This is a genomic window from Rhizobium sp. NFR07, assembly GCF_900111905.1.
Taxonomy (GTDB): Bacteria; Pseudomonadota; Alphaproteobacteria; order Rhizobiales; family Rhizobiaceae; genus Neorhizobium.
The window spans coordinates 132,750-155,938 of the sequence record NZ_FOKM01000013.1 but is presented as its reverse complement, the minus strand read 5'-3'; the positions used below and the strand labels follow the sequence as shown (position 1 = coordinate 155,938).

The 23,189-nt window shown below is 59.5% G+C and carries 21 protein-coding genes; 11 read left to right on the top strand and 10 right to left on the bottom strand.

Features of this window, described 5'->3' with window-relative positions; genetic code table 11:
* Positions 1–51: 51 nt before the first annotated feature.
* The 5 genes from dnaQ to BM216_RS24455 are packed head-to-tail and all read right to left on the bottom strand — an operon-like array spanning position 52 to position 3,649.
* The gene (dnaQ, locus tag BM216_RS24475) at positions 52–756 is read right to left on the bottom strand and encodes a DNA polymerase III subunit epsilon (RefSeq protein ID WP_093001839.1); all 705 of its coding nucleotides are present in this window, start codon (positions 754–756) and stop codon (positions 52–54) included.
* Positions 749–1,354 carry a dephospho-CoA kinase gene (gene coaE, locus BM216_RS24470; protein ID WP_093001838.1) on the bottom strand — a complete coding sequence of 202 codons (606 nt, stop codon included), beginning with the start codon at positions 1,352–1,354 and terminating at the stop codon, positions 749–751. The genes dnaQ and coaE overlap by 8 nt, the downstream gene beginning before the upstream one ends.
* Entirely contained in the window at positions 1,351–2,211 is an 861-nt protein-coding gene (locus tag BM216_RS24465; RefSeq protein ID WP_093001837.1) for a shikimate dehydrogenase, read from the bottom strand. The genes coaE and BM216_RS24465 overlap by 4 nt, the downstream gene beginning before the upstream one ends.
* A complete protein-coding gene (locus tag BM216_RS24460) occupies positions 2,204–2,791 on the bottom strand; it encodes a Maf-like protein (RefSeq protein ID WP_280141703.1) in 588 nt (195 codons plus the stop codon). The genes BM216_RS24465 and BM216_RS24460 overlap by 8 nt, the downstream gene beginning before the upstream one ends.
* 36 nt (positions 2,792–2,827) lie before the next feature.
* Positions 2,828–3,649: a pyruvate, water dikinase regulatory protein gene (locus tag BM216_RS24455; protein ID WP_093001836.1), complete on the bottom strand. Its 822-nt coding sequence runs from the start codon at positions 3,647–3,649 to the stop codon at positions 2,828–2,830.
* A gap of 401 nt (positions 3,650–4,050) precedes the next feature.
* Here BM216_RS24455 and hemE point away from each other — a divergent pair, with 401 nt between their 5' ends.
* From hemE to BM216_RS24415, 8 genes are all read left to right on the top strand, one after another.
* Entirely contained in the window at positions 4,051–5,082 is a 1,032-nt protein-coding gene (hemE, locus tag BM216_RS24450) for a uroporphyrinogen decarboxylase (RefSeq protein WP_093001835.1), read from the top strand.
* Positions 5,082–5,627, top strand: a complete 546-nt coding sequence (gene hemJ, locus BM216_RS24445; protein ID WP_093001834.1) for a protoporphyrinogen oxidase HemJ — start codon at positions 5,082–5,084, stop codon at positions 5,625–5,627. The genes hemE and hemJ overlap by 1 nt, the downstream gene beginning before the upstream one ends.
* Positions 5,628–5,806: 179 nt before the next feature.
* Positions 5,807–7,072 carry a transcription termination factor Rho gene (gene rho, locus BM216_RS24440; RefSeq protein WP_093001833.1) on the top strand — a complete coding sequence of 422 codons (1,266 nt, stop codon included), beginning with the start codon at positions 5,807–5,809 and terminating at the stop codon, positions 7,070–7,072.
* 78 nt (positions 7,073–7,150) lie between these two features.
* A complete protein-coding gene (mnmE, locus tag BM216_RS24435; protein WP_093001832.1) occupies positions 7,151–8,440 on the top strand; it encodes a tRNA uridine-5-carboxymethylaminomethyl(34) synthesis GTPase MnmE in 1,290 nt (429 codons plus the stop codon).
* A 34-nt stretch (positions 8,441–8,474) separates the two neighbouring features.
* Positions 8,475–10,343: a tRNA uridine-5-carboxymethylaminomethyl(34) synthesis enzyme MnmG gene (mnmG, locus tag BM216_RS24430; protein WP_093001895.1), complete on the top strand. Its 1,869-nt coding sequence runs from the start codon at positions 8,475–8,477 to the stop codon at positions 10,341–10,343.
* Entirely contained in the window at positions 10,340–10,960 is a 621-nt protein-coding gene (gene rsmG / locus BM216_RS24425; protein WP_093001831.1) for a 16S rRNA (guanine(527)-N(7))-methyltransferase RsmG, read from the top strand. The genes mnmG and rsmG overlap by 4 nt, the downstream gene beginning before the upstream one ends.
* A gap of 13 nt (positions 10,961–10,973) precedes the next feature.
* On the top strand, positions 10,974–11,768 hold the full coding sequence (locus tag BM216_RS24420) for a ParA family protein (protein ID WP_093001830.1): 795 nt from the start codon (positions 10,974–10,976) through the stop codon (positions 11,766–11,768).
* Between the two features lie 18 nt (positions 11,769–11,786).
* Positions 11,787–12,668, top strand: a complete 882-nt coding sequence (locus BM216_RS24415) for a ParB/RepB/Spo0J family partition protein (RefSeq protein WP_093001829.1) — start codon at positions 11,787–11,789, stop codon at positions 12,666–12,668.
* Here BM216_RS24415 and holA read toward each other — a convergent pair whose 3' ends face one another.
* The 3 genes from holA to leuS are packed head-to-tail and all read right to left on the bottom strand — an operon-like array spanning position 12,669 to position 16,874.
* Entirely contained in the window at positions 12,669–13,703 is a 1,035-nt protein-coding gene (gene holA, locus BM216_RS24410; protein ID WP_093001828.1) for a DNA polymerase III subunit delta, read from the bottom strand.
* Positions 13,691–14,251 carry a hypothetical protein gene (locus BM216_RS24405; RefSeq protein ID WP_244530303.1) on the bottom strand — a complete coding sequence of 187 codons (561 nt, stop codon included), beginning with the start codon at positions 14,249–14,251 and terminating at the stop codon, positions 13,691–13,693. The genes holA and BM216_RS24405 overlap by 13 nt, the downstream gene beginning before the upstream one ends.
* Complete coding sequence (gene leuS, locus BM216_RS24400) at positions 14,241–16,874, bottom strand: leucine--tRNA ligase (RefSeq protein ID WP_093001827.1); 2,634 nt, start codon at positions 16,872–16,874, stop codon at positions 14,241–14,243. Before leuS ends, BM216_RS24405 begins: the two co-directional genes overlap by 11 nt.
* 180 nt (positions 16,875–17,054) lie before the next feature.
* Here leuS and BM216_RS24395 point away from each other — a divergent pair, with 180 nt between their 5' ends.
* The gene (locus BM216_RS24395; RefSeq protein ID WP_093001826.1) at positions 17,055–17,714 is read left to right on the top strand and encodes a YggS family pyridoxal phosphate-dependent enzyme; all 660 of its coding nucleotides are present in this window, start codon (positions 17,055–17,057) and stop codon (positions 17,712–17,714) included.
* 87 nt (positions 17,715–17,801) lie between these two features.
* On the top strand, positions 17,802–19,721 hold the full coding sequence (locus BM216_RS24390; RefSeq protein ID WP_093001825.1) for a propionyl-CoA synthetase: 1,920 nt from the start codon (positions 17,802–17,804) through the stop codon (positions 19,719–19,721).
* A 66-nt stretch (positions 19,722–19,787) separates the two neighbouring features.
* On the opposite strand, the gene BM216_RS24385 is transcribed toward BM216_RS24390, so the two are convergent.
* Positions 19,788–20,504, bottom strand: a complete 717-nt coding sequence (locus tag BM216_RS24385; protein ID WP_093001824.1) for a DUF1013 domain-containing protein — start codon at positions 20,502–20,504, stop codon at positions 19,788–19,790.
* 251 nt (positions 20,505–20,755) lie between these two features.
* Here BM216_RS24385 and acs point away from each other — a divergent pair, with 251 nt between their 5' ends.
* A complete protein-coding gene (acs, locus tag BM216_RS24380) occupies positions 20,756–22,711 on the top strand; it encodes an acetate--CoA ligase (RefSeq protein WP_093001823.1) in 1,956 nt (651 codons plus the stop codon).
* On the opposite strand, the gene BM216_RS24375 is transcribed toward acs, so the two are convergent.
* The gene (locus BM216_RS24375; RefSeq protein WP_093001822.1) at positions 22,712–23,155 is read right to left on the bottom strand and encodes a thermonuclease family protein; all 444 of its coding nucleotides are present in this window, start codon (positions 23,153–23,155) and stop codon (positions 22,712–22,714) included. It abuts the gene before it with no gap.
* Between the last annotated feature and the right edge of the window lie 34 nt (positions 23,156–23,189).

Sequence of the window (23,189 nt, the reverse complement as noted above, 5' to 3'; positions counted from 1 at the left end):
TCTTACGCAGTTCCGGACGCAAAACCGCTACGCGCTTTTGCTGGAACTGCTCTAGTTCTGACCGAACTTCTGCCAGATCGCCTTGGCTTTCATAGAAGCCACCATGGATGCGTGGGCCTCTATGTCCTGTTCGCTCAATCTGCCTGGAAGCGCTCTCGGGCGGACCCGGTCCGTTACCACGACAACCTCTTCCAACTCGACAACAGTGGTTGCCTGCTCAGCGCCCATCAGGCCAAGTGCGGCCTGGCGGCCGCCGGTCATTTCAATATAGACTTCGGCCAGCAGTTCGGAATCGAGCAATGCGCCGTGCTTGGTACGATGGGCGTTGTCGATGCCGTAACGACGGCAAAGTGCATCAAGCGAGTTCGGGCCCATCGGGTGCTTGCGGCGCGCCATCGACAGCGTATCGACCACCTGCTCCGTTGGCACCGGAGCCAGCCCCAGCCGGTCGAACTCGGCATTGATGAAGCCCATGTCGAACGTTGCGTTATGGGCGATCCATTTGGCGCCGTCGAAGAAATCGATGATTTCCTGAACAACCTCGGCAAAGCTCGGCTTGTCTTTCAGGAAGTCGTCGGTAATGCCGTGCACGGCCAGTGCGTCCGGATGAACCTTGCGGTCGCCCGGATTGATATAGAGATGCAGCGTTCTTCCCGTGGGGAAGTTATTGATGAGTTCGATACCGCCGATCTCGATGATCCGGTCCTGTTTGGACTCAAGACCCGTCGTTTCCGTATCGAAGATGATTTCACGCATTCCGCTCGCTCCTCACTCCTGATCGCAGGAGCGCAATGATTTGCCTCACCCTCGCCCGTGCCGAATCGAGGCCGCCGCCGGTGTCGATGATGAAATCGGCACCCTCGCGCTTCTCGCTATCCGGGGTCTGGCGATCGAGGATCAGCCTGAACTTTTCCTCCGTCATGCCCGGCCTGGCAAGAACACGCTGTCTCTGTATCTGTGGATCGCAGGTCACGACCACAACGGTATCCACACGGTTTCGGCCATCGGTCTCGAAAAGTAGGGGGATGTCGAGAAGGACGAGGTCCGATCCCGCCGCCTTCTGCCGCTCAAGGAACTGCTTCTCCCGCTGTCTCACCAGCGGATGGACGATTGCCTCGAGGCGACGAAACCCATCAGGCTGCCGAGACAATTGCCGCACCAGTTCCGGCCTGTCGACAACGCCATTGCGCACTGTGCCCGGAAACGCCGCTCCGACTGGCTCCACTGCTTCCGATCTGTAAAGGTCATGGACGACAGCATCGGAATCGTTGACCGGGATCCCCTCTTCCGCAAACATGGCCGATGTCGTCGACTTGCCCATGCCGATCGAGCCGGTCAAGCCGATGATGATCATGGCGCAGCCTGGATATCGTCAACGATCATCGCTCTCAGCCTTTCATCCACAACCGGGCGCCGGCCGAACCATTTTTCAAACCCCGGCGCCGCCTGATGCAGAAGCATGCCCAATCCGTCGGCGGTAGCAAAGCCCTGTTCGCGTGCCTGCCTCAAGATCGGCGTCTCGAGCGGGACGTAGACGATATCCGTCACCAGGGCACCGGTCCGCAGTCCGGAGAAATCGATGATCGCCGAATCTTCCCCATCCATGCCGAGCGAGGTCGTGTTGATGAAGAGGCCTGCACCAGCCATGACTTCGGAGAGCGCCGGCAGGGCGTGGGCGTGAACCTTCGCTCCAAAGCGATCCGCCAGTTCCTGTGCGCGTGAAAAGGTGCGGTTGACCACATGGATCTCGCCGATACCGCGATCACGAACTGCCTGGATGACCGCGCGACTGGCGCCGCCGGCGCCCAGGATCACGGCGCGCCCCGCCCGATCCCAACCGGGATGGAAGTCATCGAGGTTGGTCGCGAAGCCGTATCCATCGGTATTGGTCGCGTGTATCCGTCCATCCTCGACCCATAACGTATTGGTCGCGCCAATCTCTTCGGCCAGGTCATCGGGACAGTCGGCAAGGCGGAAGGCTGCTTCCTTGTGGGGGATGGTGACGTTGCCGCCGCGGAAACCGCTGGTACCGTCTTTCAGGGATTCAATGAAATTGGCGAAATCCTGTTCGGCGACCGCAACCGGTTCATAGCTGCCGGCGAGGCCATATTGCTTGAGCCAGTATCGATGGATGATGGGAGAGCGGGAATGCTTGATCGGCCATCCGGTGACGAAGGCGGCCGGTTGAGCTGTTTCACGTGAATCAGCCATCGATTGCCCCCAGGTGACGCAGCTGTTCGAGAAGCGGGAGCATGGGCAGGCCGAGGATGGTGAAATAGTCGCCGTCGATCTGCGAGAAGAGGTGGATCCCCTCCCCCTCCAGCTGGTAGGCGCCGACGCTGCTCATCGCCTTGTCACCAACCCTGTCGAGATACCGATCGACATAAGCTTCATCGAGTGTTCTGGCGGTAAGCCGCGCGTGGGAGACATGCTCCCAGACAATCTTGCCGTCGAGTGCAATGGCGATTGCGCTGTTCAATTGATGGGTCTTGCCGGAGAGGGACATCAGCGTCTCCTTCGCCTCGGACCGGTTCGCCGCCTTGTGATAGACGCGATCACCAAGCGACATCGTCTGGTCCGAACCGATGACCAGGGCATCGGGAAAATGTGCAGATACGTCGAGCGCCTTCGCATTGGCCAAGACCTTGGCCACTTCGTCGGGTCCGCCGTGATCCGCGGAATTCTCAATCGCCCGCTCGTCGATATCGGCCGCGCGGCAATCGAATGTCAGCCCGGCATTCTCAAGGAGCATTCGACGGAAGGGACTGGATGAAGCAAGAACGAGACGCACGTCGGTATTCACCTCCGGATACAAGCGGATTCGGCCTTATCTGAGCCGTGGACGCAGTGCAAGAATGGCGGCTGCCGTCTCCTCGATGGAACGACGCGTGACATCGATGATCGGCCAGCTGTTTCGCGCGCAAAGCGCCCGGGCATATTTCAGCTCCTCGTTGATGCTCGCCCGGTCCGTATAGGTGTGGCGGTCGAAACCTTGAGAACTGCCGAGCTCGCGATTTTCCCGAACCTGCGAGATTCTGTCGGTCGTGGCGATCAGCCCGACGATCAAAGGACGCTCTGCGCGATACAGCGCATCAGGAAGCTCGACGCCCGGCACGATCGGGATGTTCGCCGTCTTGATGCCCCGGTTGGCGAGATAGATGCTGGTCGGCGTTTTCGACGTGCGGCTGATGCCGATCAGAATGATATCCGCTTCGTCGTAGGTTTCCGGCATCTGACCATCGTCATGGTCCATGGCGAAATTCAGCGCTTCGATCCGGGCAAAGTAATCGGCATTCAATGCGTGCTGGGCGCCGACCCGACGGCGTGAAGGCGCACCGAGATAGGCCTGGAACACGTCGATGACCGGTTCGAGCACGTTGACACAGGGCACACCCATTTCCCGGCAACGCAGGTCGATGACCGAGGCGAGCTCCTGATCGACGATCGTGTAGAGAACGATGCCCGGCTCCTTGTCGACAGCCTCCAGCACCGAGCCGAGCTGCTTGCGGTTCCGAATCAGCGGATAGACATGCTCAAGGGCGTAGCTGCCCTGGAATTGCGCGGCTGCAGCCCTGCCGGCCGAGATCAGAGTCTCGCCCGTTGAGTCAGAAATCAGGTGCAGGTGGAAGAAGTTTTTTCGGTTCTCCACGTTAGACTTTACCGTTTGTTGATAACTAGGGACAGACGATCGAAGGCCGGCTCCCGGCAGATCGCCCTTGGGAAAACCTGCGAGTTCTCCACAGATAGCGATTGCTTGGACGGCGTCACGGCGGATCTGTGGGTTGCGTGGATAATTGTCGCATCCCATTTCCCTGTCCACAAGCCATCCCCAGGCAGGACCTGATCGCCGCTTTCCCTACGGCATTGAATCTTATTAGCGATTCGTATTCGTCCACAAGTGCACGGTAAGCAATCGCGGATTGCCAGCAGCCGGAGCCGGGTCAGCGAATTACAGGCTTAACCTGTAGTTTGACTTTAATCCTTGATACCCACCGACTCTAAGAAATAGAAACCCTTTAGAAATTAGATTTTTTATATGAGGGAAAAAGATTGGCTGCTGCGAAGCGAAAGATCGTCGAGGTGCTGGAAGGCAAGACGATAACGCCACCACCGCTATGGCTTATGAGACAGGCGGGACGTTATCTGCCTGAGTATCGTGCAACGCGCACACAGGCCGGTGGGTTCCTTGATCTCTGTTATACGCCTGATCTGGCAGTGGAGGTGACACTTCAGCCGATCAGGCGATATGGTTTCGATGCAGCGATCCTCTTCTCCGATATTCTGGTCATCCCCGACGCCCTTCATCGAAACGTGCGCTTCACGCCGGGTGAAGGCCCGCAGATGGATCCGATCGATGAGAGCGGTATCCATGCACTGAAGGCCGATGGCATTCTGGGGCACCTGGAGCCTGTCCTGGAGACGGTGAAACGGTTGCGGCATGAGCTGCCACCAGAAACGACCCTGCTCGGCTTCTGCGGCGCTCCCTGGACCGTTGCGACCTACATGATCGCGGGACACGGGACGCCGGATCAGGCGCCTGCCCGTCTTTTCGGTTATCGAAACCGAAAGGCGCTCGAACATCTGCTGGCATTCCTCGCAGAAATCTCGGCCGAATATCTCATCGCGCAGATCGACGCCGGTGCTGATGCCGTGCAGATCTTCGATTCCTGGGCCGGCGTTCTCGGCGAGAAGGAGTTCGAGGATTTCGCAGTCAAGCCCGTTGCACGGATGATCGAGATCATTCGTGCCAAGAGGCCGCAGGCGAGGATCATTGCGTTCGCCAAAGGTGCGGGCATGAACCTCAAGGATTACCGACAGAAAACAGACGCCGATGCGATCGGTCTCGACTGGAGCGTGCCGCTGTCATTCGCGGCCGAGCTGCAGAAGGATGGGCCGGTGCAGGGAAATCTCGATCCGATGCGGGTCGTTGCGGGCGGCAACGCACTTACCGACGGTATCGATGCCATTCTCCAGGCGCTTGGTAACGGCCCCCTGATCTTCAATCTCGGTCATGGCATCACGCCGGAAGCCGATCCCGAGAATGTCACGAGGCTTGTAAAGCGGGTGCGGGGGCAGGACTGATGGCTTCGGATAACAGGCCGGAGCCTGGAAACGCCGGAGCCAGGGCCAAGACGCGTGCCTTCATCGCGCTGGCCATCTTTCTCCTCATCCTCGCGACCACCTATGTCCTGCGGCCGGACGATTTCTATCTTTACGTCAAAGCCTTTCACGTGATTGCCGTCATGTCATGGATGGCGGGATTGCTCTACCTGCCGCGACTGTTCATCTATCACTCTGACGCGCCGATCGGCTCGGAGCAGTCGGAAACCTTCAAGATGATGGAAAGGCGGCTGCTCAGGGTCATCATGAACCCGGCAATGATGATCACCTGGATGCTCGGGCTCTATCTGGCCTGGGAGGTATTCCGGTTCCAGGGTGGATGGCTGCATGCCAAGATCGCGATGGTCGCGGCTTTGACGTGGGTTCACATGTTCTTCGGTCGTGCGGTTAGAGACTTCGCGGCAGACAAGCCAAGGCGGTCGACGAAATACTGGCGGATCTGGAACGAAGTCCCGACAGTCCTGATGATCGCGATCGTGATTCTGGTTATTATCAAGCCGTTTTAACGCCGCTCAGCTTTTTCCGCCCAGGCCTCTTGCGGGTTGGGCGGGGAGTCGCTATTTTCCTGACACCTCCATCTCGTGGCATGCGTGTAACCTGACGTTTTCCCCGGATTGTCTTCCGCGGTAGCGAAATTCACCGACACGCCCAATCCCCCAATAATTTCTCAAGTGGTTTCCTCTTCATGGCTGAAATGAAGCTCCAAGAACTCAAAAGCAAATCTCCGACCGATTTGCTGACTTTCGCAGAGTCGCTCGAGGTCGAGAACGCCAGCACCATGCGCAAGCAGGAGTTGATGTTCGCGATCCTGAAGGTTCTTGCTAGCCAGGACGTAGAAATCATCGGCGAAGGTGTCGTCGAGGTGCTGCAGGACGGTTTCGGCTTCCTTCGTTCCGCGAATGCGAACTATCTGCCGGGTCCGGACGATATCTATATTTCGCCCTCGCAGATCCGCCGCTTCTCGCTGAAGACCGGCGATACGGTCGAAGGCCCGATCCGCGGACCCAAGGAAGGCGAGCGCTATTTCGCGCTGCTCAAGGTCAACACGATCAATTTCGACGACCCGGAAAAGATCCGCCACAAGGTTCATTTCGACAACCTGACGCCGCTCTATCCGAACGAGCGGTTCAAGATGGAACTCGACATTCCGACGTCGAAGGACAATTCGGCCCGGGTGATCGATCTCGTCGCACCGCTCGGCAAAGGCCAGCGCGGCCTGATCGTCGCGCCGCCGCGCACGGGTAAGACCGTTCTGCTGCAGAACATCGCGCACTCGATCACCGCAAATCATCCGGAATGCTATCTGATCGTTCTCCTGATCGACGAACGTCCGGAAGAAGTGACGGACATGCAGCGCTCGGTGAAGGGCGAAGTCGTTTCCTCGACTTTCGACGAACCGGCCATTCGCCACGTCCAGGTCGCCGAAATGGTGATCGAGAAAGCCAAGCGCCTTGTCGAGCACGGTCGCGACGTCGTCATCCTGCTCGATTCGATCACCAGACTTGGCCGCGCCTACAACACCGTCGTTCCTTCTTCCGGCAAGGTTCTGACCGGTGGTGTGGATGCGAACGCCTTGCAGCGGCCAAAGCGTTTCTTCGGTGCCGCCCGTAACATCGAGGAAGGCGGTTCGTTGACGATCATCGCGACGGCGCTGATCGACACAGGCAGCCGCATGGACGAAGTGATCTTCGAAGAATTCAAGGGTACCGGTAACTCGGAAATCGTTCTCGACCGCAAGGTCGCCGACAAGCGCATCTTCCCGGCCATGGACATCCTCAAGTCCGGTACGCGTAAGGAAGATCTGCTGGTTCAGCGCCAGGACCTGCAGAAGATCTTCGTGCTACGCCGTATCCTGGCGCCTATGGGCACCACGGACGCGATCGAATTCCTCATCGACAAGCTGAAGCAGACGAAAAACAACGGCGACTTCTTCGACTCGATGAATACGTAATCCTTAGCCGGATTCGTTCCAAGCTTGAGGCGTCCGATCTTTCGGGCGCCTTTGCCGTTTTAGCAGCTGGGTGACGACATGACGCAAGCCACCATTTTCGCACTTTCAAGCGGTCAGCCCCCTTCCGGCGTTGCTGTCATTCGTGTGAGTGGGCCTGCGACGTGCGAGGCGCTTACCGCAATGCTGGGTTCCGTTCCCCCGGTTCGACAGGCGAGCCTCAGAACGATTCGCCGGCGTAACGGTGATATGCTCGACCAGGGTCTGGTGCTCTATTTCGCAGGGCCTCATTCCTTTACGGGAGAGGATTGCGCGGAACTGCAGGTTCATGGAAGCCGTGCCGTCGTGAATGCAATCGTCGGCGAGCTGGCTCAACTGGGGCTTCGCCAGGCCGAAGCAGGCGAGTTTGCACGGCGAGCCTTCGAACATGGCCGACTTGATCTGGTCGAAGTTGAGGGCCTGTCTGACCTCGTCTCCGCGGAAACCGAGATGCAGCGGAGGCTAGCGCTGGAAACAGGCATGGGCGCCCTTTCAGCCCTTTATCATGGTTGGGCCGAACGGTTGACCTATGCGCGGGCGATGATCGAGGCGGAACTCGATTTTGCCGATGAGGAGGATGCTCCTGCGTCCGCCGCAGTGCTCGTCGAGAAGGATCTCGGAAAGCTGCTTGCCGAGATGACGGCGGCCGTGAGTTCTGGAAAATCCGCCGAGATCGTCCGGGATGGATTCAAGGTTGCCATCATCGGGGCGCCGAACGCGGGAAAATCCAGCCTTCTTAATGCTATGGCGAAGCGCGAGGTGGCGATTGTTACCGACGTGGCCGGTACGACGCGTGACATTCTGACGGTCGATCTTGATCTCGACGGCTATCTCGTCAAGCTCTACGACACCGCCGGTCTTCGGGAAGCGACGGATGTTGTTGAACAAGAAGGCATACGTCGAGCGCGACAGGCGGCATTGAACGCCGACCTTGTCCTGCAGCTCACCGATATCGATTCGCAACCGGAACAATACGACCTATCGGGAATAGTGCTTCAGATAGGGACAAAAGCGGATCTTCATGCCGAACGAGACGGCTATGACATCTGCCTGTCGTCGGCAACAGGGCAAGGCCTTGACCAACTTCACCAGGCGATCGTCGAAAAGGCGCGAGACAGTTGGCAGCTGGGGGAATTCGCCGGCAAGCATCGGCATCTCGAGTTTATTCAGGCATCTTCCATATTGATCGAGAATGCGATACAGGAACCGCGGCTCGAACTGAAGGCTGACAGCCTGCGAGCGGCGGGCGATATGCTCGGCAGGATCACTGGGCGTGTTGACGTCGAAGATCTTCTGGATGTGATCTTCTCCAAGTTCTGCATTGGCAAGTGATTCACGTGAAACACATGAGGTTTCCATGGATGAAATGACCTTCGATGTTGTGGTCGTCGGCGGCGGGCATGCCGGTTGTGAGGCTGCGAGCGCGGCTGCGCGCACCGGTGCGAATGTCGCCCTCATTACCCACCGACGCGATACGATCGGCGTTATGTCCTGCAACCCGGCAATCGGCGGTCTGGGCAAGGGTCATCTCGTGCGCGAGATCGATGCTCTTGACGGGCTGATGGGACGGGTTGCGGATGCCGCCGGTATCCAGTTCCGTCTTCTTAATCGGAAGAAGGGTCCGGCCGTCCGTGGACCGAGGACGCAGGCGGATCGGCGGCTTTACCGCGAAGCGATGCAGCGCGAGATCGGCAATCATCAGAACCTGTCCGTCATCGAGGGAGACGCGTTCGATATCGAACTGGATGAGGCATCCTCGGTGCGGGCGCTTCTGCTCGCCGATGGCCGGCGTATCAATTGCGGTTCGGTCGTATTGGCGACCGGGACTTTCCTCCGTGGTCTGATCCATATCGGGCAGCAGAAAATTCCCGCAGGCCGCACCGGAGAGGCGCCATCGCTCGGTCTATCGGAGACCTTGAGGCGCCACGGGCTCGCGCTTGGCCGGTTGAAGACCGGCACTCCTGCACGACTTGATGGTCGAACGATCGATTGGGCATCTATCGATCGGCAGGAAGCGGACGATGTATTGACGCCCTTTTCCTTCATGACGGACAAGATCAGCAACCCTCAGATCGCCTGCGGGGTAACGCGGACGACTGCGGCAACGCACCGGATCATCGCGGACAACATCCATATGTCCGCCATGTATTCCGGCCAGATCGAGGGCGTAGGCCCGCGTTATTGCCCTTCGATCGAGGACAAGATCACGCGCTTTGGTGAGCGGGATGGTCATCAGATATTCCTTGAGCCAGAGGGGCTCGATGATCCGACCGTCTATCCCAATGGTATCTCGACGTCCCTGCCGGCAGAGATCCAGGATGCGTTCATTCGCACCATTCCGGGTCTTGAGAAGGTCGATATCCTTCATCCCGGTTATGCAATCGAGTATGACCATGTCGATCCCCGTGAGCTTCAGCCCTGGCTTGAGACGAAGGCGATTGGCGGCCTTTTCCTGGTCGGTCAGATAAACGGAACCACCGGGTACGAAGAGGCCGGCGCGCAAGGGCTGGTGGGGGGCCTGAATGCAGCTCGGCGAGTCCAGGGACTCGATCCTCATATCTTCAGCCGAACGGACTCTTATATTGGCGTCATGGTGGATGACCTGACCAGCCGCGGTGTGACCGAGCCTTACCGTATGTTCACGTCCAGAGCGGAGTTCCGCCTGTCTTTGCGCGCCGATAATGCGGATATGAGGCTGACCCGGCTTGGCGTCGACTTGGGCCTTGTGGGGCGCGCGAGAGCCGAGAAATTCAAATCCTATCTGAGAGATATGGATGAAGGGCGCGAGAAACTACGGTCGCTTTCGACGACGCCGAACGAGGCGGCGCGTTATGGTCTCCATTTGAACAAGGATGGTCAACGCCGAAGCGCATATGAGATTCTTTCCTATCCGGACAGTTCCGTTTCGTCTCTGACGACCATCTGGCCGGAGCTCGGCGGCATTTCATCGCGAATAGCGGAAGCGCTTGAGATCGAGGCAGGTTATGCCGTCTACATGGAGCGTCAGGCCAACGATATCCGTTCGGCAAGAAGGGATGAGGCGCTGGAGATACCGGACGAGTTTGATTTCGATGCCGTATCCGGTCTCTCCAATGAGCTGAAACAGAAGCTTGTCAGGCTTCGACCGCGGACCATTGCACAGGCCGCAAAGATCGAGGGCATGACGCCTGCGGCTGTGACGCTGCTTCTTGCGCTGGTAAGAAAGTTCGATGGAAAGGTAAGGAAAGCTTCGTGAGTGCCAATCTGATTCAAGGTGTTTCACGTGAAACGCGCAGCAAGCTGGATACATTCGCGGAGCTTTTTCTGAAGTGGGCTAAGACGATCAATCTCGTAGCGCCCTCCACAAAGGATGATGTCTGGAGCCGGCATATCGGCGATAGCGCGCAGATATACGCTCTCGCTCCGAAGCCAGGCATCTGGGTCGATCTGGGATCCGGAGGAGGATTCCCGGGCATTATCACCGCTATCCTCCTATCCGAACATGAGGCCGGCTGGGTTCATCTTGTCGAGAGCAATCAGAAGAAGGCTGCATTTCTGCGCGTCGCCCTGGCGTCGACAGGCGCACGAGGCCAGGTGCACGCAGTCCGTATCGAGGAAGCAGCCAAGATCATTCCGGAATGTGATTTCGTTTCTGCACGTGCGCTCGCAGACCTCGATCTGCTTCTGACCTATGCGTCACCGTGGATGCTGGACCGTCCGTCAACCGCTTTCTTTCATAAAGGCCGGGATTATCAGGCCGAAGTGGATAAAGCACATGGCGGCTGGCAGTTTGATTTGATAAGACACCAGAGTTCAATTCAAGCGGATTCGGTGATCCTGGAGATCAATCATCTTCAGCGAAAGACGCCGTAGAATCGGGTGCAGGATGTTTGACAGACGTCGGATCATCACCATTGCCAATCAGAAAGGCGGGGTCGGCAAGACGACGACCGCCATCAATCTGGCAACAGCCTTGGCTGCCATCGGCGAGAGCGTCCTGATCGTGGATCTCGATCCGCAGGGCAATGCCAGTACCGGTCTTGGCATCGATCGCAAGGATCGCAAGATTTCTTCCTACGACATTCTTGTCGATGACGTCTCGATTGCGGACGCTGCGGTCGAGACGGCCGTGCCCAATCTCTCCATTGTCCCGTCGACCATGGACTTGCTCGGCTTCGAGATGGAAATCTCGCAGGCGCAGGACCGTGCCTATCGCCTGCGAAAGGCGCTCGTCACGGAGGGTGCAGAGAAATTTTCCTATGTCCTGCTGGACTGCCCGCCATCGTTCAATCTTCTTACGATGAATGCCATGGCGGCGGCGGACTCGGTGCTTGTCCCCCTGCAGTGCGAGTTTTTTGCACTCGAAGGTCTCAGCCAGCTGCTCGAAACCGTCGATCAGGTTCGCCGCACCGTGAATCCACGGCTGGATATCCAGGGCATCGTGCTGACCATGTTCGATGCGCGTAATAACCTCGCGCAACAGGTTGTCAGTGATGTCAGGACTTATCTCGGCGAAAAGGTCTACCAAACCCTGATACCACGTAATGTACGCGTTTCCGAGGCTCCGTCATATGGTAAGCCGGCTATCCTTTATGATCTGAAATGCGCGGGAAGTCAGGCCTATCTGCAGTTGGCCTCCGAAGTCATCCAGCGTGAGAGAATGCGGAAAGTCGCCGCGTAAGAACGTCAGGTAAGTCTAATGAGTGATGATGTATCGAAACGGCGCCTCGGGCGCGGATTGGCTGCGCTGATCGGCGAAATGGACCAGCCCATGCCGAGCGGCGCTGCGCCTGCCAATGTCAGCGCCGATCGCCTCGTGCCGATCGAGAACATCACCCGCAATCCCCGCAACCCGCGCCGTCATTTCGATGATGCCGAGCTGCAGGACCTGGCGAGCTCGATCAGACAGCACGGTATCGTGCAGCCTATCGTGACGAGGACGCTGGCTGAGGGCCAGTATGAGATTATTGCCGGTGAACGCCGCTGGCGCGCCTCGCAGCTTGCGGGGCTGATCGAAGTCCCGGTGATCGTTCGCAATGTCGACGACCGGACTGCGCTCGAGATCGCAATCGTGGAAAACGTCCAGCGGTCGGACCTCAATCCTCTCGAAGAAGCGCTCGGCTATGAGCAGCTGATCGCCGAGCATGGCTATACGCAGAACGATCTGGGAGACATCATCGGCAAGAGCCGCAGCCATGTAGCCAACAGCCTGCGTCTGCTGAAGCTCCCATCGCCCGTCCGCGATATGCTTTCCTCCGGCACTCTTTCGGCCGGTCACGCTCGCGCTCTGATCCCGACATCCGATCCGACGGCGCTTGCCAAGGCGGTAATCGCCAAGGGAATGTCGGTGCGCGATGCAGAGCGCCTGGCGCAGAACGATATCAAGGCGCAGACCATGCCGCCGCTCGAAACCAAGTCGGCAAACAAGGATTCCGATACGCTGGCGCTCGAGCGTACACTGACGGATTCCCTTGGCCTCGACGTGAAGATCAATCACAAGGGTGGCCCTGGCCAGATCAGAATCTCGTACAAGAGCCTTGAGCAGCTCGAAGAGATCTGCCGCCTTCTCGAACGGCGGTAGTTACTGCCGCTTGGCCTGCAGGGCGGCGCCAAGAAGAGCGTGGAACACGATGCTCGGTTCCAGGCTCTGCCGCTGGCGGGACATCAGCACTGCGGTCTGAATCCGTTCGGCTTCTCGTGTTACCGCCTCCGGTCGCCATGATTTCAGGGCTCGCTCGAATATCGGCTTTCGCTTGAAATGGATATGGCGGCCGAGCGTCTTCATGACCTGGCCTGACTGCGCGCGCTTCTCCTCCATCTCGATCTTCATCGAATCGAGCAGCTGAAACTGCTTGAGGCAGGATTGCAGGATCAGAAAGAGCGGGGTCTTGGAGCTCAGGATCTTCTGGAATGCGCGATGAAAGGCCGGCAGGTCGCCGGTCAGTATCGCGTCTACCGCATCGTCAGCTGAAATGCTGCTGGCGTCGCCGATGATCTCATCGACGTGATGCTCTTCGATCTTCCCCATTCCGCGGCAATAGAGAGCGAGCTTGCGGATTTCGTTGCGCGAGGCAACCCTGTCTCCGCCGAGCTGGTCGACGAGATGACGCCTTGCCTCGGGTGTTATGGCAAGCCCTTCGGTCGAGAGTTCGGTGTCGATCAACGCATTGAGCGCGCGCGCATCGTCGGCGTAGCAGGGAATGACGGCGACATTTTTCGAGGGCTCGACGATCTTCCTGAGGCCGCTTCCCTTCTTGAGGTCGCCTGCCTCGATAATCAGCGTGTTGGCGGGCGCGCCCTGCTCCAGGATCGCCTGGACGGCATCGAGAACAGGCTTCTCGTTGTTGACGCCACGCAGCCAGACGAGCTTCTCTCCGCCGAACAGGCCGAGCGCATTCACCTCGTCGAGGAGCCGGCCGGGATCACCCTGGAGGTCCGAGGCATCAAGCTTGAGGAGCGCGAAGGGGTCGTCCAGCGCCACGCCGCTGCGTTTGGCGAGCTGGCCGGCACGTTCAGATACGAGCCCGCGATCCGGGCCATAGATCACGTAGAACCGGTAGAGCTCGGCGCCCTTGTCAAGGAAGCGCTCGAACTCGTGCGATTTTACTTCTGCCATACTGGCTGCTGCGGGGGCTCTTTGGCCAATACGATCGCGATATCGGCGCGGATGAACTCGGCGAGTTCGCGAGCGGCGCGATTTTCCGCATCCCGGATGGCGCGGACCTTGGCAAAGCTCTGGCGCGATACATCGATCAGCGAAACGCTGGAATGCTGGCCGCGCCTCAGCACCTGGCCGTCACTGGTTCTGGTGACGGTATAGGAGCCGGTGAGCTGCACGCGACCTGGAACGGGAATTCCGGCTTCGGCGAGACCATCGTCATCCAGCACGTTCGACGCCTCACTGGAAACCTTCAGCGTGACGTCATAGGCCGGATTCAAGGGTTCCCCTGCCCCGCCGCTGGCGAGGAAGATCAGCTCGTTGCGGACCACCTGCTCGATGCGATTGGTCGCATCGGCAAAGCCGACCGAGGTCAGCTTGGCACGGGTGCCGCCGGCTTCGGAATAAAGCGGGCGGACCTGGCAGCCGGCGAGGCCTGCGCAGAGAACCAGACCAAGGACGAGGAGGCTACGGCGCGGAGAAATTGACGAGCGGTCAGGCAACAATGTTCACGATCCTCTGTGGGACGACGATGATCTTCTTCGGCGCACGGCCTTCAAGCGCTGCCTGCACCACATCCAGTGCCAGAACTGCTTTCTCGACGGCAGTTTGATCCGCGTCGCGCGCGATTGTCAATTCGGCGCGCTTCTTGCCGTTGATCTGAACCGGCAATGTGACATCGTTTTCAACGACGAGTGCCGGATCGAATGTCGGCCATGCGGTCTGCGACAGCATTCCCTCGTTGCCCAGCACGGTCCAGCATTCTTCGGCCAGATGCGGTGTCATCGGAGCGACGATCTGGACCAGGATCCCTGCCGCATTGCGAACGGCAGCACGATAGGTTGGGTCACCCTTGCCGGCAGCAACATCCGTCAGCGGTGCCGCGAGCGCGTTCACGAGCTCATAGATGCGCGCCACGGCCTTGTTGAAGGACAGCTTGTCCAAATCGCCCTGGACGGCCTGCAGCGTCTTGTGCGCAAGCTGCGAGATAGCGAGCGCCTCGCCATCTTTGGCAGGTGCGGGCTGGACGCCGGACAGGTTCTCTGCGGCTTCCGAGATCAGGCGCCACAGGCGCTGGGTGAAGCGATGGGCGCCCTCGACGCCGGCTTCCGACCAGATGACGTCACGGTCCGGCGGCGAGTCCGACAGGACGAAGAAACGGGCCGTATCGGCGCCGTAGGAAGCGATGATATCGTCCGGGTCGACAACGTTCTTCTTCGACTTCGACATCTTCTCGATCGAGCCGATCGTCACCTCTTCGCCACTCTTGATGAGGGTCGCCTGACGCTTGCCGTCGATTTCCTCGATCTTGATATCGGCCGGGGAAACCCACTCGCCATTCTGGCTGGAGCCGCCGAGGCGATAGGTCTCATGCACGACCATGCCCTGGGTGAAGAGGCCCTTGAACGGCTCCTTGACCGCTACATGGCCGGTTTCTCGCATGGCGCGGGTGAAGAAGCGGGAATAGAGCAGGTGCAGGATCGCGTGCTCGATGCCGCCGATATACTGATCGACCGGCAGCCAATGGTTGGCGACCTTCGGATCGGTCGGCTGGTTCAGCCACGGTGCAGTGAAGCGGGTGAAATACCAGCTGGAATCGACGAACGTATCCATCGTGTCCGTCTCGCGGCGGGCATCGTGTCCGCATTGTGGGCAGGAGACGTGGCGCCAGGTCGGGTGACGGTCGAGCGGGTTGCCTGGCAGGTCGAAGGTGACGTCGTCGGGCAGCTGCACCGGCAGGTCCTTCTTCGGCACCGGCACGACGCCGCAGACCTCGCAATGGATGACCGGGATCGGGCAGCCCCAGTAGCGCTGGCGGGAAATGCCCCAGTCGCGCAGGCGGAAGTTTACCTTGCGCTCGCCCTGCGGCTCGTTGCCGAGTGTCTGGCCGGACAGCTTTTCTGCGACGACCTGGAAGGCTTCGTCGGTGGTCTTGCCGTCGAGGAAGCGGGAATTGATCATCACGCCGTCATCGACATAGGCGGTGTCGCCGACCTCGAACGTGGCGGCGTCGCCATCCTTCGGCATAACGACCGGAACGACCGGCAGGTCATACTTGCGGGCGAAATCCAGATCGCGCTGGTCACCCGACGGGCAGCCGAAGATGGCGCCGGTGCCGTATTCCATCAGCACGAAGTTCGCGACATAGACCGGCAGTTCCCAGGAGGGATCGAGCGGATGCTTGACGCGGATGCCGGTGTCGATGCCCTTCTTCTCGGCCGTTTCGAGCGCTGCCAGCGAGGTACCCTGACGGCGGCATTCCTCGGCGAAGGATTCGATAGCCGGATTCTTTGCGGCTGCAGCCTTGGCCAGAGGGTGGTCGGCGGCGATCGCCAGGAAGGAGGCGCCGAACAGCGTGTCCGGACGGGTGGTATAAACCGTGACCTCGCGCTCACCGGCCGGGGCCGTCGAGGCGACGATTTCCCAGCGGACGGCCATGCCTTCAGAGCGGCCGATCCAGTTCTTCTGCATCAGGCGGACCTTTTCCGGCCACTGATCCAGATTGTCCAGTTCGTCCAGCAGATCCTGGCTGAAATCGGTGATCTTGAAGAACCACTGGACCAGCTCGCGCTGTTCCACCAGCGCGCCGGAGCGCCAGCCGCGGCCATCGATCACCTGCTCGTTGGCCAGAACCGTCTGGTCGACCGGATCCCAGTTGACCTTGGACTGCTTGCGGTAGACCAGGCCCTTTTCCATCATGTCGAGGAAGAGGTGCTGCTGCTGCTGATAATATTCGACGTCGCAGGTGGCGAATTCACGTGACCAGTCCAGCGACAGGCCCATGGCCTTCAGCTGCTTCTTCATGGATTCGATGTTCTGGTAGGTCCAGGACTTCGGATGGGTCTTGTTGTCGCGCGCGGCGTTTTCCGCCGGCATGCCGAAGGCGTCCCAGCCCATCGGGTGCAGGACGTTGAAACCGCGGGCGCGCTTGTAGCGGGCAACCACGTCACCCATCGCATAGTTGCGCACATGGCCCATGTGAATGCGGCCGGACGGATAGGGGAACATCTCTAGGACGTAATATTTTTCCCGCGGGTCGGCATTGTCGGTTTCGAAAACCTTTGCCTCGTTCCACTTCTGCTGCCAACGGGGTTCGGCATCGCGCGGGTTGTAACGTTCAGTCGCCATCTGGATGATATTCCGGGAAATCAGGATAAGGAGTCGGGCAGACCTTCACCATGAATGGCCGCAAGCGTCAAGTTTTTGAGGCTCGGCGCAGGCCAAACTTTGATGCGGAATGCCCTTGGCAGAGGCTCATATGGGCTTTAATCGCTGGTGTCACAAGAATTGCGGAAAGGTGGCGAAGCGATGAGCGTCGAAGAACGGTTGCAGGATGTGCAGGAACGGATCGCGAAGGCGGAGGCATATGCCAAGCGACCGGCTGGCAGCGCGACGCTCGTTGCCGTGTCCAAGACGTTCGACGTTGATGCGATCCGTCCCGTCATCGCGGCCGGCCAGCGGGTGTTCGGCGAGAACAGGGTACAGGAAAGCCAGGTAAAGTGGCCGGAGCTGAAGGCAGAGACGCCGGGCATCGAGCTTCACCTGATAGGCCCGCTGCAATCCAACAAGGCGGCCGATGCGGTCGCCCTGTTCGACGTGATCGAGACGGTGGATCGGGCCAAGATCGCACATGCCCTGGCCGACGAGATGGCCAAGCAGGGAAAGTCGCCGAGACTCTACGTGCAGGTCAATACGGGACTTGAACCGCAGAAGGCCGGCATTGCCCCGGGAGATACGGTCGCCTTCGTGGCGTTCTGCCGTGGCGAACTCGGTCTTTCGATCGAAGGCCTGATGTGCATCCCGCCGGCAGATGAAAATCCAGGTCCGCATTTTGCTCTCCTTGCCGAGTTGGCGAAGAAGAGCGGCGTGGAAAAATTGTCCATGGGCATGTCGAGCGATTTCGAGATAGCCGTGGAATTCGGCGCCACCAGCGTGCGGGTCGGCTCGGCGATTTTCGGAAGCCGATAAGCGTTCCCCCTTCGTCGGGGTTTCCGGCACCCTCCTCCCGGCCTAGATTGCCTTCATCAGGCTAGGCTCATGTAACGGGAGGTGCATATGCAAAGCCGCTATTTCGACGTCTATGACGCGTGGGAAAGCAACCCGGAAGCATTCTGGGCCGAGGCCGCCAAGGCGATCGACTGGTTCAAGCCGCCGGAAAAGGTCTTCGATCAAAGCCAGGGCGTCTATGGCCTCTGGTTCGTCGGCGGTGAAACGAACACCTGTTTCAACTGCCTGGATCGGCATGTGGCGGCAGGGCGCGGCAACAGGCGTGCCTTCATCTTCGACAGTGCGATGACAGGTGAGCGCAAGAGCTTCATCTATGCTGAGGTCCTTGCCGAGGTGCAGGCGATTGCTGCAGTCCTGCAGGATCTCGGTATCGGCAAGGGCGACCGGGTTGTCATCTACATGCCGATGGTGCCGGAAGCGGTGTTCTCCATGCTCGCCTGCGCACGGATCGGCGCCGTGCACTCCGTCGTCTTTGGCGGTTTCGCGGCTCAGGAACTGGCCGCGAGGTTGAACGATTCGGAGGCGAAACTGATTATCTCGGCGAGCTGCGGATTGGAGCCGGGCCGCGTTGTCGCTTACAAACCGCTGATCGACAAGGCGATCGAGCTGGCCAAGGCCAAGCCCGACCACTGCCTGATCCTGCAGCGGAAAGAGCTCATCGTGCCGCTGAGCGCTGAGCGGGGAGAGCTCGATTTCGCCGAGACAGTCAACGCGGCGCGTGGTCGGGAGGTCGAGTGTGTGCCGGTCCTGGCGACCGATCCTCTTTATATTCTCTATACGTCGGGCACGACCGGACAGCCGAAGGGCGTGGTGCGCGACAATGGCGGCTACATGGTGGCTCTGCAGTGGAGCATGCCGAACATTTTCGGGATGGCGCCCGGCGAGGTTTTCTGGACCGCATCCGATATCGGCTGGGTCGTCGGCCATTCCTACATCGTCTACGCGCCGCTTCTCAATGGCAATACAAGCGTGATCTTCGAGGGAAAACCGGTCGGTACGCCGGATGCAGGTGCCTTCTGGCGGGTCGTGGCCGAGCATGACGTGAAAGTGTTTTTCACCGCACCCACGGCATTCAGAGCGATCCGCCGCGACGATCCGGAAGGGGAACTGGTCGAAAACCACGATCTTCTCGGCCTGCGGGCGCTTTTCCTTGCCGGGGAGCGGGCAGATCCCGAGACGCTGAGATGGGCGGAGCAGAAGCTGAAGGTGCCGGTCATCGATCACTGGTGGCAGACAGAAACGGGCTGGCCGATCGCGGCAAACACGATGGGTCTCGGCCTTATGTCCTTCAAGCATGGTTCGCCGACACGGCCGATGCCGGGTTATGCGATCGACGTGCTTGACGACAACGGTCGACCGGTGCCTCAAGGCACGCTCGGCAATCTCGCCATCAAGCTGCCCCTGCCCCCGGGGTGCCTGCCGACGTTCTGGAAGGCCGATGCCCGTTTCAGGGAGGCATGCCTCGACGAGTTTCCAGGCTACTACAAGACGGCCGATGCGGGGATCGTGGATGAGGATGGTTATGTCTTCGTCATGGCCCGGACGGACGATATCATCAATTGTGCCGGTCATCGGCTTTCCACCGGTTCTATGGAGGAGGTCTGCGCAAGCCATCCGGATGTGGCGGAATGTGCTGTTATCGGCGTGAAGGACCGGATTAAGGGACAGATTCCCTGCGGCTTTCTCGTGCTGAAGAACAATGTTTCACGGGAAACCTCGGATATCGCCGACGAGGTCGCTGCCATGGTGCGCAACGAGATCGGTCCGGTCGCTGCGTTCAAGACGGTGATGGTGGTGCCGAAACTGCCCAAGACACGCTCCGGAAAAATTCTTCGCGGCACGATGCAGAAAATTGCCGACGATCTGCCCTGGACGATGCCCGCGACCATTGAGGATCCGGGAACGCTGGATGCCGTCAGGGAGACGCTGCAAAGACATGGTTTCGCTCATCAGGCGGAACGCGCCTAAGCATTGGGCTCAACGAAAAAAGCCCCGGAAATATCCGGGGCTTTTTCAAACGGATAGGCGAACGACTTAGAAGTTGTCGTCTTCGTCCTCGTCGTTGCGCGTGGACTTGAGGGAGGAAAGCTTGGCGAAGACGGCGTCTGCGTCGATTTCCTTCTCCTTTTCCTCTTCGCGCTCGCTGCGATAGTTGCCAAAGCCGAGGTTTTCGGTTTCCGAAGCCGGCTGCAGGGAGGCGCCGAGTTCGGCTGCCGTCGGCAGCGGACGACCCTTGGAAGCCTTTTCTACCTCGAGGTCGAGATCGATCTGGCTGCAGAGGCCAAGCGTGACCGGGTCCATCGGCGTCAGGTTGGCGGCGTTCCAGTGGGTGCGCTCGCGGATCTGCTCGATGGTCGACTTGGTGGTGCCGACGAGACGCGAAACCTGGGCGTCCTTGAGTTCGGGATGGTTGCGAACGAGCCAGAGGATGGCGTTCGGACGATCCTGGCGCTTGGAAACCGGCGTGTAACGCGGGCCGCGGCGCTTGGATTCGGGAACGCGAACCTTCGGCTCGGAAAGCTTGAGCTTGTAGTTGATGTCCTTCTCGGCGCGCTCGATCTCGTCGCGAGAGAGCTGGCCGGTGGCGATCGGATCGAGGCCCTTGATGCCCTGGGCCGCTTCACCATCGGCAATCGCCTTCACCTCGAGCGGGTGCAGTTTGCAGAACTGGGCGATCTGGTCGAAGGAAAGGGCAGTATTGTCGACGAGCCAGACTGCGGTCGCCTTCGGCATGAGCAATTGTTGAGCCATGGGTATAGTTCCTCTGTCCGTCCGCGCCGGTGTCGCGGGCCGTGGGTATCAACCACTATTTCCGGGAATTGATCGCCGTATAATCGAATTGGGACGGAAAAGCAATTCTTTGAAGCAGGGTGATCGGTCAATCATGTTCATGTGTTCATCGCCGTTTGTCTAATTGCCGGTGGCGCCCCAGTTGTTATGAATGCCACGATGCCGCGCCGTTGATGGAGGAAAAGTCGACGGTGCCAATGAGGAGGAATTCCATGTCCGAAAAAATCTATCCGGTCCTCAAGTTCACGAAAGCGAAAGCGCTGATCGACAAGGACAAGTACGAAAAATGGTACGAGGAAAGCGTCGAGGATCCGGATAAGTTCTGGGGCAAGCACGGCCGGCGGATCGACTGGTTCAAGCCCTATACGAAGGTCAAGAACACATCGTTCAAGGGCAAGGTCTCGATCAAATGGTTCGAGGATGGCCTGACCAACGTCTCCTACAATTGCATCGACCGTCACCTGAAGACCCATGGCGAGCGCACGGCGATCATCTGGGAAGGCGACAATCCCTATATCGACAAAAAGATCACCTATAACCAGCTCTACGATCAGGTCTGCCGCATGGCGAACGTGCTGAAGAAGCACGGGGTCAAGAAGGGCGATCGCGTCACCATCTACATGCCGATGATCCCGGAGGCTGCCTACGCGATGCTGGCCTGCGCGCGTATCGGCGCCGTTCATTCGGTGGTCTTCGGTGGTTTCTCGCCGGAAGCGCTGGCCGGGCGGATCATCGACTGCCAGTCGACCTTCGTGATCACCTGCGACGAGGGCGTGCGCGGCGGAAAGCCGGTGCCGCTGAAGGAGAATACCGACACCGCGGTTCGCATTGCGGCCAAGCAATATGTCACCGTCAACAAGGTGCTGGTCGTGCGGCGTACCGGCGGCAAGACCAACTGGGCGCCGGGCCGCGATCTCTGGTATCACCAGGAAATTGCGACGGTGAAGGGGCATTGCGAGCCGGTGAAGATGAAGGCGGAGGATCCGCTGTTCATCCTCTACACGTCCGGTTCTACGGGCAAGCCGAAGGGCGTGCTGCACACGACGGGCGGCTATCTCGTCTATGCGGCGATGACACACGAATACACGTTCGATTATCACGATGGCGATATCTACTGGTGCACGGCCGATGTCGGCTGGGTGACCGGGCATTCCTATCTGGTCTACGGGCCGCTGGCGAACTGCGCGACGACGCTGATGTTCGAAGGCGTGCCGAATTTCCCGGACCAGGGCCGGTTCTGGGAGATCATCGACAAGCACAAGGTCAATATCTTCTACACCGCGCCGACGGCAATCCGTTCGCTGATGGGTGCCGGCGACGAGTTCGTCAAACGATCATCGCGGGAAAGCCTGCGGCTCCTTGGCACCGTCGGCGAGCCGATCAATCCGGAAGCCTGGCAGTGGTATTATGACGTCGTCGGCGACAAGCGCTCGCCTATCGTCGATACGTGGTGGCAGACGGAGACCGGCGGCCACATGATCACGCCGTTGCCGGGCGCCACCGATCTCAAGCCGGGTTCGGCCACTAAACCCTTCTTCGGCGTCAAGCCGCAGCTCGTCGACAATGAGGGCAAGGTGCTGGAGGGCGCGGCCGACGGCAATCTCTGCATCATCGACAGCTGGCCGGGCCAGATGCGCAGCGTCTACGGCGATCACGAGCGGTTCATCCAGACCTATTTCGCCACCTACAAGGGCAAGTATTTCACCGGCGACGGCTGCCGGCGCGACGAGGATGGATATTACTGGATTACCGGTCGGGTGGACGACGTGCTCAATGTGTCCGGCCACCGGCTCGGCACGGCCGAGGTGGAATCGGCGCTGGTCTCCCACAATCTGGTGTCGGAGGCCGCGGTGGTCGGCTATCCGCACAACATCAAGGGTCAGGGCATCTATTGCTACGTGACCCTGATGGCCGGAAACGAGGGTACGGATGCGCTGCGTCAGGAACTGACCAAACATGTCCGCAACGAGATCGGTCCGATCGCGGCGCCGGACAAGATCCAGTTCTCTCCGGGATTGCCCAAGACGAGATCGGGCAAGATCATGCGGCGCATCCTGCGCAAGATCGCCGAGGATGATTTCGGCTCGCTCGGCGATACGTCGACGCTGGCGGATCCAGCCGTGGTGGACGACCTGATCGCTAATCGTCAGAACAAGACGGACGCCTGATCAGCCGCCGCAGGCTTCTTTGGGCTTGCGGCCGCCATCATAGACCTGGACAAGGCCGGCGACCAACAGGTCGTCGGCCACGTTTTTTCCGTCCGCAAGGATGACATCTGCGACGATCCTTCCGAAATATTTGTCTCCGGAAATCCGGGTCAGCTGGATCCGATGTGAGTGCGCAGCGAGCGCTTCCAACGCGTGTTGTGCGTCGAGGCCAGCAAGGCGGGATGCCTCGCATTTCGACTTCAGCTCAGGGGCATCGATGCCGCGGATGCGGACATAAACTTCCATCTTCTGTTGCGGCCAGGGTTGCGCCTCGACCAACAGCGTGTCGCCATCGATGACGCGGAGGATCTCGGCGCTGACCGGTCCGGAAATTTCCTCGCGCGCCAAGGCTCCGGTCGCAAAAACGGAGGCGAAGCAGACAGCGATTAAGCGGACCGTAATCATGGAAAGGAATAAATTCCGATATTACGGCCAAGTC

Coding starts and splice junctions, on each gene's coding strand:
- BM216_RS24395 (WP_093001826.1), top strand. CDS start 17,055: ATGAGCGTCGAAGAACGGTTGCAGGATGTGCAGGAACGGATCGCGAAG.
- leuS (WP_093001827.1), bottom strand. CDS start 16,874: ATGGCGACTGAACGTTACAACCCGCGCGATGCCGAACCCCGTTGGCAG.
- BM216_RS24375 (WP_093001822.1), bottom strand. CDS start 23,155: ATGATTACGGTCCGCTTAATCGCTGTCTGCTTCGCCTCCGTTTTTGCG.
- mnmE (WP_093001832.1), top strand. CDS start 7,151: ATGACGCAAGCCACCATTTTCGCACTTTCAAGCGGTCAGCCCCCTTCC.
- BM216_RS24465 (WP_093001837.1), bottom strand. CDS start 2,211: ATGGCTGATTCACGTGAAACAGCTCAACCGGCCGCCTTCGTCACCGGA.
- BM216_RS24385 (WP_093001824.1), bottom strand. CDS start 20,504: ATGGCTCAACAATTGCTCATGCCGAAGGCGACCGCAGTCTGGCTCGTC.
- hemJ (WP_093001834.1), top strand. CDS start 5,082: ATGGCTTCGGATAACAGGCCGGAGCCTGGAAACGCCGGAGCCAGGGCC.
- coaE (WP_093001838.1), bottom strand. CDS start 1,354: ATGATCATCATCGGCTTGACCGGCTCGATCGGCATGGGCAAGTCGACG.
- holA (WP_093001828.1), bottom strand. CDS start 13,703: ATGGCAGAAGTAAAATCGCACGAGTTCGAGCGCTTCCTTGACAAGGGC.
- BM216_RS24420 (WP_093001830.1), top strand. CDS start 10,974: ATGTTTGACAGACGTCGGATCATCACCATTGCCAATCAGAAAGGCGGG.
- dnaQ (WP_093001839.1), bottom strand. CDS start 756: ATGCGTGAAATCATCTTCGATACGGAAACGACGGGTCTTGAGTCCAAA.
- rho (WP_093001833.1), top strand. CDS start 5,807: ATGGCTGAAATGAAGCTCCAAGAACTCAAAAGCAAATCTCCGACCGAT.
- acs (WP_093001823.1), top strand. CDS start 20,756: ATGTCCGAAAAAATCTATCCGGTCCTCAAGTTCACGAAAGCGAAAGCG.
- mnmG (WP_093001895.1), top strand. CDS start 8,475: ATGACCTTCGATGTTGTGGTCGTCGGCGGCGGGCATGCCGGTTGTGAG.
- BM216_RS24390 (WP_093001825.1), top strand. CDS start 17,802: ATGCAAAGCCGCTATTTCGACGTCTATGACGCGTGGGAAAGCAACCCG.
- BM216_RS24415 (WP_093001829.1), top strand. CDS start 11,787: ATGAGTGATGATGTATCGAAACGGCGCCTCGGGCGCGGATTGGCTGCG.